The following is a 1293-nucleotide window of genomic DNA, read 5'->3' as shown; positions in this document are numbered from 1 at the left end:
CTTAAGTTTGATTCTCCCTAAATTAATAGTCTAATCAGAAAGAACAAAAGAGAGGATTAAGGTTACTATATACGGTGAAGCTTGTGACTTCGACAACATTGATAATCCCCTCTCTTTTACTACTTCAAACACGTTCAGTTCTGTGAGGTCAGACCTCGTTTTCAAGTTGTTGTGATTAAGGTAGTATGCTCTTTCCTAAAATCAGTTCTTATGAATAAATATAAAGAAACTTTTGGAGTTGATATCAGTAAGGATGTCTTTGATGTTTATGGCAGTGAATGTGGTCATTCTCAATTTAAGAATGATGAGCAGGGTTTTAAATTACTTGTCAAGACATTAGCTTCAGATTCTTTGGTAGTTATGGAAGCCACCGGCTATTACCACTATCGACTTGCACAGTTTCTTTACAAAAACAGTATTACTGTATCGGTAGTAAACCCTTTGTCAGTCAAGCGGTTCATTCAGATGAAACTAGCTAAAGTAAAGAACGACAAGAGCGATGCTAAAGCTATTTGTAATTATGGGTTGTCTAACGAAGTCCCGTTGTATAATGCCCTCAGTGATGTACAGGCAGAATGCCTGCAGCTGTTCAGACTAATGGATAGTTATCTAAAGAAGCGCACAGCCACAAAGAACAAACTTCACGGCGAAGAAGTACTAGGCATCCCATCTAAGTATGTTTACAGGTCTTTAAAGCGTGATCTCAAACATTTAAATAAAGAGGTAAAAGGGATTGAAGATCGTCTACTGGAACTTGTAAAACAGGATCAGCAACAGCAACTAACATTGCTGACCAGCATATCTGGGATAGGGATTAAAACGGCCTTGTTTTTAGTTGTTATAACAGATGGCTTCTCTAAATTTGAGAAAGCTTCACAGCTTTGCAGTTATGTAGGGGTCACCCCAACAATACGGGAATCGGGCAGTAGTGTAAGGGGCAGGAGCAGGATCAGTAAAGTGGGTAACAAGAAACTCAGAAATCTATTGTTTTTATGTGCGTTTAATGCGTGTAAACACAACAAGGGCTGCAGGGATATTTATGAACGGATTGTAGCTAAGGGCAAGAGTAAAAAATTAGCGTTGATCGCGGTAGCTAATAAGCTATTAAAACAAGCCTTTGCCATTGCTAAATCTGGATTACCTTACGATGAGAATTACGTATCTGTTCCAGCTAAAGAATAGGTCAAAAAAGAAATAAATATAACAGTTAAGATTTGTAGTTACAGATTTTAGCAAAGGATAAGTATGTCTCAAATTTAATGTTGAAAAGAGTTGTTTTTTACCTCAGTTCTT

The 1293-nt window shown here is 37.4% G+C and carries 1 protein-coding gene; it reads left to right on the top strand.

Features of this window, described 5'->3' with window-relative positions; all coding sequences use genetic code 11:
- Positions 1-210: 210 nt before the first annotated feature.
- Entirely contained in the window at positions 211-1182 is a 972-nt protein-coding gene (locus tag DSM03_RS18890; protein WP_128763493.1) for an IS110 family transposase, read from the top strand.
- The last annotated feature ends 111 nt before the right edge of the window (positions 1183-1293 follow it).

It is taken from the genome of Leeuwenhoekiella aestuarii (genome assembly GCF_004104055.1).
Classification (GTDB): Bacteria; Bacteroidota; Bacteroidia; order Flavobacteriales; family Flavobacteriaceae; genus Leeuwenhoekiella; species Leeuwenhoekiella aestuarii.
This window is presented reverse-complemented; position numbering and strand designations above follow the sequence as displayed.

Bases quoted from the DNA above. Each gene is read 5' to 3' on its own strand.
- DSM03_RS18890 (WP_128763493.1), top strand. From the start codon at position 211: ATGAATAAATATAAAGAAACTTTTGGAGTTGATATCAGTAAGGATGTC.